Consider the following 7,986-nt stretch of genomic DNA (forward strand, 5'->3'; position numbering starts at 1 on the left):
CGCACGGAGATGTTCTGCCGCAAGGGAATCGCCTCGGGCGGCCCGGCCTCCTCGAACTTGGCCAGGCGGGTCTGGGCGGCGTGATAGCGCGCGGCGACACCGTCGTTGAACTTCGCCTTCTCGCGCAAGCGCAGCACCAGCGCGCGCAACTTGGCGAGATCCTCGTCCCATCGGCGACGCAGTTCGTCCAGCCGCGCGTTGCGATCCTCGCGGGCTTGCTGATAGCCCGCGAAGCCGCCGCCGTGAATCCACGACGTCGCGCCGTTGACTCCGGGCTCGAGGGTGACGATCCGGGTCGCCGCGTTCGCGATGAGTTCACGGTCGTGGCTGATGAACAGCACCGACTTGCTCGACGCGGCGATCGTTCGTTCCAGCCACTGCTTACCCGGCACGTCGAGATAGTTGTCCGGTTCGTCGAGCAACAGCACCTCGTCCGGACCGTTGAACAAGGCTTCCAGAACCACCCGCTTCTGCTCGCCCCCGCTCAGCGTCTTGACCGCACGCCACTTGGCCCGGTCGTACTCGACGCCCAACGCCGCGGTGGTGACCTTGTCCCAGAACGTCTCCATCTCGTACCCGCCGACATCTCCCCACGTGGTGAGCGCGTGCGCATACGCCAACTGCGTTGCCTCGTCATCGGTTTCGATCATCGCGTCCTCGGCGGCATCGAGCGCCCGCGCCGCCGCGGCCACCTCGGTCGCCGACACCGACAACAACAAATCCCGCACCGTCGACCCATCATCGATCTGCCCGATGAACTGCCGCATCACCCCCAGCGACCCCGACCGCGCCACCGCCCCCTCCTCCGGCGCGAGATCCCCGGCGACGATCTTCATCAACGTCGTCTTCCCCGTCCCGTTCGGCCCGATCAACGCCGCCTTCACCCCCTCCCCGATCCGAAAGCTAACCCCATTGAGCAGCTGTCGCCCATCGGCGAGGAAGTACTCGATATCGGAAACGTTCACGTGGGCCACGGCACTACAGGCAACCGCACCGGTCCGCGTGATGCAACCGAGTTCCCGCCCGGCCGGGGGCGACGCAACCGACCGCGCCCCTGACCTCGGGGTCTGAGGGAGCTGGGATAAAATCGGTGGTTCTTGTGCGTTTGCATGTCGCACATTGCTCAGTTTTCGACCCGTATCCGATGCACCGAGGAGACGCTTGTGATCACCGCGACCGACCTGGAGGTCCGGGCCGGAGTCCGCACCCTACTCACTGCGCCGGGGTCGGCGCTGCGGGTGCAGGCCGGTGATCGGATCGGGCTGGTGGGGCGCAACGGTGCCGGGAAGACCACGACGTTGCGCATTCTGGCCGGTGAGGGTGAACCTTACGCGGGCAAGGTCATCCGGTCGGGGGAAATCGGATATTTGCCGCAGGATCCGAAGGAAGGCAACCTCGACATCCTCGCCAAGGATCGAGTGTTGTCCGCGCGGGGGCTGGATTCGCTGCTGCGGGAGATGGAGAAGCAGCAGGCGCTCATGGCCGAGGTGGCCGATGAGAAGGAGCGCGACAAGGCGATTCGCAAGTACGGGCGGCTCGAGGAGCGGTTCTCCGCGCTCGGCGGTTACGTGGCCGAGAGTGAGGCCGCGCGGATCTGTCACAGCCTGGCCCTGCCCGATCGCGTGCTCAACCAGCAGCTGAAGACCCTCTCCGGTGGTCAGCGTCGGCGAATCGAGTTGGCGCGCATCCTGTTCAGCGCCTCCGACGGCAGCGGCGGCAAGTCCGACACGGTGCTGCTGCTCGACGAGCCCACCAACCACCTCGACGCCGACTCCATCAACTGGCTGCGCGGGTTCCTGCAGAGCCACGACGGCGGGCTCATCGTGATCTCCCACGATGTCGAACTTCTCGGCGACGTGGTCAACAAGGTGTGGTTCCTCGACGCCGTGCGCGGTGAGGCCGACATCTACAACATGGGCTGGAAGAAATACCTCGACGCCCGCGCCACCGACGAGCAGCGCCGCGTGCGCGAGCGCGCCAACGCCGAGAAGAAGGCGTCCGCGCTCAAGCAGCAGGCCGCCAAGCTCGGCGCGAAGGCCACCAAGGCCGCCGCGGCCCATCAGATGGTCAAGCGCGCCGAGCGCATGCTGAACGAGGTCGATGACATTCGCGTGGCCGACAAGGTCGCGCGCATCAAGTTCCCCGAGCCCGCCCCCTGCGGCAAGACGCCGCTGATGGCCACCAACCTGACCAAGCTCTACGGGTCGCTGGAGATCTTCACCGGCGTGAACCTGGCCATCGACAAGGGCAGTCGCGTGGTCATTCTCGGCCTCAACGGTGCCGGTAAGACCACGATGCTGCGGCTGCTCGCGGGTGTGGAGACCCTCACCGCCGGGCAGATCGATCCCGGCCGCGGTCTCAAGATCGGCTACTTCGCCCAGGAGCACGACACCCTCGACGATCGCGCGACCGTCTGGGAGAACATCCGCCACGCCGCCCCCGACGCGGGCGAACAGGATCTGCGCGGCCTACTCGGCGCGTTCATGTTCTCCGGCCCGCAGCTCGAGCAGCCCGCGGGCACACTGTCCGGTGGTGAGAAGACCCGTCTTGCCCTGGCCGGTCTGGTCTCCTCGGCCGCCAACGTGCTGCTGCTCGACGAGCCGACCAACAACCTCGACCCGGTCTCGCGTGAGCAGGTCCTCGACGCGCTGCGCAGCTACGCGGGCGCGGTCGTGCTGGTGACCCACGATCCGGGCGCGGCCGAGGCCCTCAACCCGGAACGCGTGATCATGCTGCCCGACGGCACCGAGGACCACTGGTCGCAGGACTACCTGGAACTCATCCAGCTGGCCTGATACCGACAGGAACCGGCTCGCCGGTGACGATCGGCGGCCGGATCTCCCCGTAGCGGGTGGCCTGTTCGAAGGCGTGGCCGACCTCGAGGACGAGGCGGTCTGCGCCGTGCGGGCCGACGATCTGCACCCCGACCGGCAATCCGTCGGGGGTGAACCCGGCCGGGACCGACAGCGCCGGGCAACCCGTCGCGCTGATGACATACGACGAGCGCATCCACGCCAGGTAGTCGGCCATCGGCTCGCCGTCGACCTCGGCCGGGTATTCGAGCTCGATCGGAAACGGCGGCACCTGGCTGACGGGCAGCAGCAGAATGTCGTAGCGGTCGAAGAATTCGCGCACCCGGTGGAACAGGGCGGTGTGGGCGAGTTCCGCGGCGGCGAGATCGGTGCCGCTGAGCGCCAGCCCGATCTCGATATTGCGGATCAGCGCGGGTTTGAGCGAATCGCGTTGCGCGAGTAGCGGACCCAGGGCCGAGGCGAACTGCCAGGCGCGCAGGGTCCGGAACACCTCCTCCGCGCCCGACAGGTCGGGACAGTCCGGGGCGACGAACGCACCCAGCTCCTCGAAGACCTCGGCGGCGGGTGCGAGCACGTCGCGGACCGCCGGGTCGACGGGGATGGCGCCATCCAGATCCGGTGACCACGCCACCCGCAGCCCGCGCAGATCGGTCCCGAGCGGGGGAGCGAACAGCGCCCCCGGTTCGGCGCAGGCGATCGGACTGCGCGGATCCGGTCCCGCCAGCACCGAAAGCAGCAGCGCCACATCGGCGACTGTGCGTGCCATCGGCCCCTGTACGGCCAGCGTCGACCAGGCGAGGGGAGTGGGCCAACTCGGTACGCGCCCGGGCGAGGGCCGCAAACCCACCACATTGCAGAACGACGCCGGATTGCGCAGCGAGCCACCCATATCGCTGCCGTCGGCCAGTGCGTGCATGCCGCAGGCGAGGGCCGCTGCCGCGCCGCCGCTGCTGCCGCCCGCCGACCGCTCCCGATCGTAGGGATTGCGGGTCGCGCCGAACACGGTGTTGAAGGTGTGTGAGCCCGCACCGAATTCGGGCACATTGGTCTTGCCGAGGGTGATCGCGCCTGCCGCCCTGAGCCTTTCGACGATCAGCTCGTCGCGGTCGGGGACGTGGCGAGCATAGATCGGGCTTCCGTGCGTGGTCCTGATACCGGCGGTCTCGTGAGTGTCCTTGTGCGCCATGGGTATCCCGTGCAGCGGACCCGTAGGGACACCGGCGGCGAACCGGGCGTCGGCAGTGCGCGCCTGCTCCATGGCCTGCTCGGCGGTCACCGTGACGACGGCGTTGACGTGCGGGTCGATGGCTTCGATCCGGTCGAGATGGGCGCGCGTCACCTCCACCGCCGAGAGTTCCCGTGCGCGCAGCAGCCGGGCCAGTTCGACGGCCGGGAGGAAACAGATATCGGTGTACATCGGATCTCCTCAGTGCTCGGTGGCCGGTAGCGGGGCCGAATCGGTTTGGCGGACAAGGGAATCACGGCGGTCGGATAACAGCAGTTGGGCGCACCCGAACACGGTCAGGTTCACGAGCAGTCCGAGAATCCCCGAATTGATGTTGTGCACCGCCGCGTAATGCTTGCCCAGCTCAACCCACGCCACCACCGCGATCCCGGCGACCATCCCCGCCATCGCTGCCGCCGGGTGCGGCCGCCGCCGATCCCACAGCGCGGCAAGGAAAGCGGGCGCCGTCTGGGCGAGCCCGCTGAAGGTGAGCAGCAGCAGATCGGCCAGCGCGGTGGGCCGGTGAACGGCCAGCAGCAGTGTCAGCCCCGCGACCGCGATCACCGTCGCGTGGTTGAGTGCGAGCCGGGCCCGCTCGCCGCGCAGCGGAATCAGGTTGTGCGCCACCAGCGACGAGATGCCCAGGCTGATGGCGGCCGCGGGCACCATCGCCGCCGCGGCGGCCGCCACCGCCACCACCCCGACCAGCCAGTCCGGCAGCGCCTGTCCGGTCAGCCACAGCAGCACCCCGCCGGGCGGGACGTGCGCGCCGTGCAGTCTCGCCAGGATTCCGGTGAACCCGATGACGATCGGCAGAATGATGACCACCTGATACAGCGGCAGCCAGGCGTTGTTGCTGCGGATCACCCGCTCGTCCCGCGAGGCCAGCAGCGGCGGCCACAGGTGCGGCAGCGTGAAGAAGGCGCTGCCGATGGCGGAGATGAGCACGCTGGTCAGCCACCACACCGACCCGGCCGGGCCGTCGTTGTGGCCGACGGTCAGCAGTTGCGGTGCGCTGTGCTGGATTTCGCGGAACATGGCCGGGACGCCGCCGGAGAAGTGGGCGGGCACCGCGATCACCAGCACCACCATCGCCAGGATCATGAGCGCGTCCTTGAGGTACGCCGTGCCCGCGATGCCGCGAATGCCTGACCACAGCACGAACGCGACCATCAGCACCGTCGCGATGATCATGCTCGAGGTGCCCGAATCGTGGCTGCCGGTGACCAGTTCGACGATGGTGCCCAGCCCGGTGATCTGCAATTGCAGATACGGCAGCAGGAACACCACCCCGGTGAGCGCGACCAGCCTGCCGAACAGTGGACTGCGGTAGCGGTCGGCGAAATAGTCGGCCTGCGTGAGGTATCCGCGTTGCGTGCCCAGCCGCCACAGCCGTGGCCCGAGGAAGTAGACGCCGATATAGGACAGCGGAATGTAGGGGATCGCGTAGGTGGCGACCGCGCCGCCCGCGAAGGTGCGGTTGGCGACGCCCAGGAAGGTGAAGGTGGTGAAACCTTCGCCCGCTTGCAGGAACCAGGTGGCGCTCTTGCCGAAATTGCGTCCCCCGACGGTCCATTCGGACAGGTCGCGGGTGCCGCGCCGGGCCCGCAGCCCGACCAGGGCGATCACCGCCATGCCCAGCAGTGCGACGGTGAGGATCATCGGGAATCCTCCTTCGCGGTGCGGCCGCGCTCGGCCAGCAGCAGCGCCGGGGTGATGAGCAGCACCCACGCCGACAGCCACACGAACAGCGCGGGCAGGCCGAACCACAGGTGGGCGGTGTTCACGAACGGAAGCCAGATCGCCGACAGCAACGCCGCTGCGGGGACTGCGGGGGCAAGGATGAGATATGCGCGATTCATGGTCGCTCCGTGGGGGTTTCGAGGTTTACCAGGTGATGTAGGCGTTCCAGAAGTCGCACTGGTGCTCAGCGGCGAACCCGGCGTAGGGTTGCGCGCCGGATTCGGTGAACCGCAGCATCCGCCCGCTGCCGTCGAAGCGCGGAGCCTGCGCGCGACCGGGCCCGTTGGGGTCGCCGGTGCGGGCGAACGCGGTCCAGTAGTCGATCATGGTGTCGGACAGGCGCTGCTGCGCGTCGGTGAACGCCGGTGTGACGCCGCTGGTTTCGTACAGGTATGGCAGGTCCGAGGCGTGGGCCGCGCCGAGCGGAAAGCTGGGCGGCGGGATGCCGGGCAGGCCGGGCGCGGTCTCGTCGGCGAACTCGGCGGCATACGTCGGCACCCGCCGCGCCAGCAGGCCCGCGGTGGTCGGATTGCCGCACAGATAGTCGAAGTCGCTGCGGGCGGCCGCGTACGCCAGCACCGGCTGGTCGTAGCCGGACAGCGGGTAGTGCGCGAGCACCTGATCGGCGCGGTCGGCTCCGAAGAAGTCGCGCACGGCCTGCGGGTAGGCGTCGGCGGTGAGCGCGGTCTGATACCCGTACTGCTGCACCACCATCAGCCGTTCTTCGTCCCGGGTGCCGGTGATCATGGTGGGCACCTGGTTGAAGTGCCCGGACTCGAACGCGTCCCGGAACTGGGTGGTCAGCACCCGCCCGTCGATATCCGGAAACCACTGATAGGCGGCTTGCGCGGCGAGCAGGTCGCCGACGGGCTTGGTGCGCAGGCACACTCCGGCGGTGACCGGATCCGGGCAGCCGACCGCCGCGGCGAACTCCTGCCCCTGCCGATCGGCCTGATCGCGAGTCTGCAACGGCCCGAACCCGTTTCCGGCGCACGGCGCGCTCTGCACGATCGCCCGCTGAAACAGCCCCGCCGCCAGTGGCGAGCCGAGTTGCGAACACACCGACAACGCCCCCGCGGACTGCCCGTCGATGGTGACCGTGCCCGGATCGCCGCCGAAGGCCGCGATATTGCGCTGGACCCACCGCAAGGCGGCCTGCTGATCCTGCACGCCGTAGTCGCCGGCGACATCCCCGCCCGGCAGCGACAGCCCACCGAGCGCGCCGAGCCGATAGTTGACGGTCACGACCACCACGTCGCCACGCGCCACCATGCGATGCGCGGAATAGTCACGGCCCGAACCGGACACCATGTAGCCGCCATGGATGAACACCACGACCGGCAGGCGTGCGCGTCCCGGCGCGGGGTGAAGACATTGAGGTTGAGGCAGTCCTCGGTGACGGTGTCCGCGCCACCGAACGGCGACGCCGACTGTGGGCACGCATTGCCGGGGCGGGTGGCGTCGCGTTCACCCGCCCACGGCAGCGCGGGCGCGGGCGGCTGCCAGCGCAGCGGTCCCACGGGCGGCGCGGCGAAGGGGATGCCGAGGAAGGAACGGTCGCCGTCCGAGGTGGCGCCCCGGACCGCGCCGGTATCGGTCCGCACCACTTCGGGACCGGCGGCGGCATCGGCGAATGCCGGTGCCGCGCCACCGCTTCCGAGGATCACCGCGGCGGCGATCGCCACCGGTATCCAATGGCGGAGGCCACGGGATGCCGCCCCGGAACGCCGAGACAGGAGCGGGGAACGCGCAGAGGAATGTGGCGAGGGATGCGGTGTCAGCCGAGGTCGGTGCGAGGACAGCGGAGAGCGGTTCGATACCCGCCGGCAGCTGCGGGATATCACCCGGGTGAGCCGAGATGTCATGGGACACACCGTGCCCGGTGAGCGAGATTTCGGACAAGGTCGTGGGGCCGACTGACGGAATCGGCCGCATACTTGGCCGATGTTGGACGAATTGGACCGGCGCATCGTGGGAGCGCTGCAGATCGACGGCCGCGCCTCCTGGAGCCGGATCGCCACGGTCCTGGGCGAACCCGAGCGCACGGTCGCCCGCCACGGCAGCCGGTTGCTCGACAGCGGCACGGTCACCGTCACCGCGCTCGCCCCGCGCGGGGACGCGGTGCTGGTGCGGGTGCGCTGTGCGCCGGGCACGGCGGGCGTGTGCGGGCGCATGCTGGCGCAGCGGCCGGACGCGGTGTTCTGC

6 protein-coding genes and 1 pseudogene are annotated in these 7,986 nt (G+C 69.1%); 2 read left to right on the plus strand and 5 right to left on the minus strand.

Features of this window, described 5'->3' with window-relative positions; genetic code table 11:
* The coding region (locus ACWELQ_RS30740; protein WP_452400528.1) for an ATP-binding cassette domain-containing protein at nucleotides 1-974 on the minus strand (974 nt) is incomplete at its 3' end.
* Between the two features lie 189 nt (nucleotides 975-1,163).
* On the opposite strand from ACWELQ_RS30740, the gene ACWELQ_RS30745 reads away from it, so the two are divergent.
* Nucleotides 1,164-2,795, plus strand: a complete 1,632-nt coding sequence (locus ACWELQ_RS30745) for an ABC-F family ATP-binding cassette domain-containing protein (RefSeq protein WP_452400529.1) — start codon at nucleotides 1,164-1,166, stop codon at nucleotides 2,793-2,795.
* Here the strand turns inward: ACWELQ_RS30745 and ACWELQ_RS30750 are convergent.
* From ACWELQ_RS30750 to ACWELQ_RS30765, 4 genes and pseudogenes are all read right to left on the minus strand, one after another.
* Nucleotides 2,779-4,230, minus strand: a complete 1,452-nt coding sequence (locus ACWELQ_RS30750; RefSeq protein WP_452400530.1) for an amidase — start codon at nucleotides 4,228-4,230, stop codon at nucleotides 2,779-2,781. The genes ACWELQ_RS30745 and ACWELQ_RS30750 overlap by 17 nt on opposite strands.
* Before the next feature lie 9 nt (nucleotides 4,231-4,239).
* A complete protein-coding gene (locus ACWELQ_RS30755) occupies nucleotides 4,240-5,700 on the minus strand; it encodes a sodium:solute symporter family protein (RefSeq protein WP_452400531.1) in 1,461 nt (486 codons plus the stop codon).
* Entirely contained in the window at nucleotides 5,697-5,900 is a 204-nt protein-coding gene (locus ACWELQ_RS30760; protein ID WP_452400532.1) for a hypothetical protein, read from the minus strand. The genes ACWELQ_RS30755 and ACWELQ_RS30760 overlap by 4 nt, the downstream gene beginning before the upstream one ends.
* 25 nt (nucleotides 5,901-5,925) lie before the next feature.
* Nucleotides 5,926-7,751, minus strand: a pseudogene (locus ACWELQ_RS30765) (carboxylesterase/lipase family protein).
* On the opposite strand from ACWELQ_RS30765, the gene ACWELQ_RS30770 reads away from it, so the two are divergent.
* Nucleotides 7,726-7,986, plus strand: a 261-nt coding sequence (locus ACWELQ_RS30770) for an Lrp/AsnC family transcriptional regulator (RefSeq protein WP_452400533.1), incomplete at its 3' end; no start/stop codon positions are given. The pseudogene ACWELQ_RS30765 and the gene ACWELQ_RS30770 overlap by 26 nt on opposite strands.

This window comes from Nocardia sp. NPDC004722 (assembly GCF_053601505.1).

Excerpts from the sequence above, each read along its gene's own strand:
- ACWELQ_RS30750 (WP_452400530.1), bottom strand. The coding sequence starts at position 4,230 with ATGTACACCGATATCTGTTTCCTCCCGGCCGTCGAACTGGCCCGGCTG.
- ACWELQ_RS30755 (WP_452400531.1), bottom strand. The coding sequence starts at position 5,700 with ATGATCCTCACCGTCGCACTGCTGGGCATGGCGGTGATCGCCCTGGTC.
- ACWELQ_RS30760 (WP_452400532.1), bottom strand. The coding sequence starts at position 5,900 with ATGAATCGCGCATATCTCATCCTTGCCCCCGCAGTCCCCGCAGCGGCG.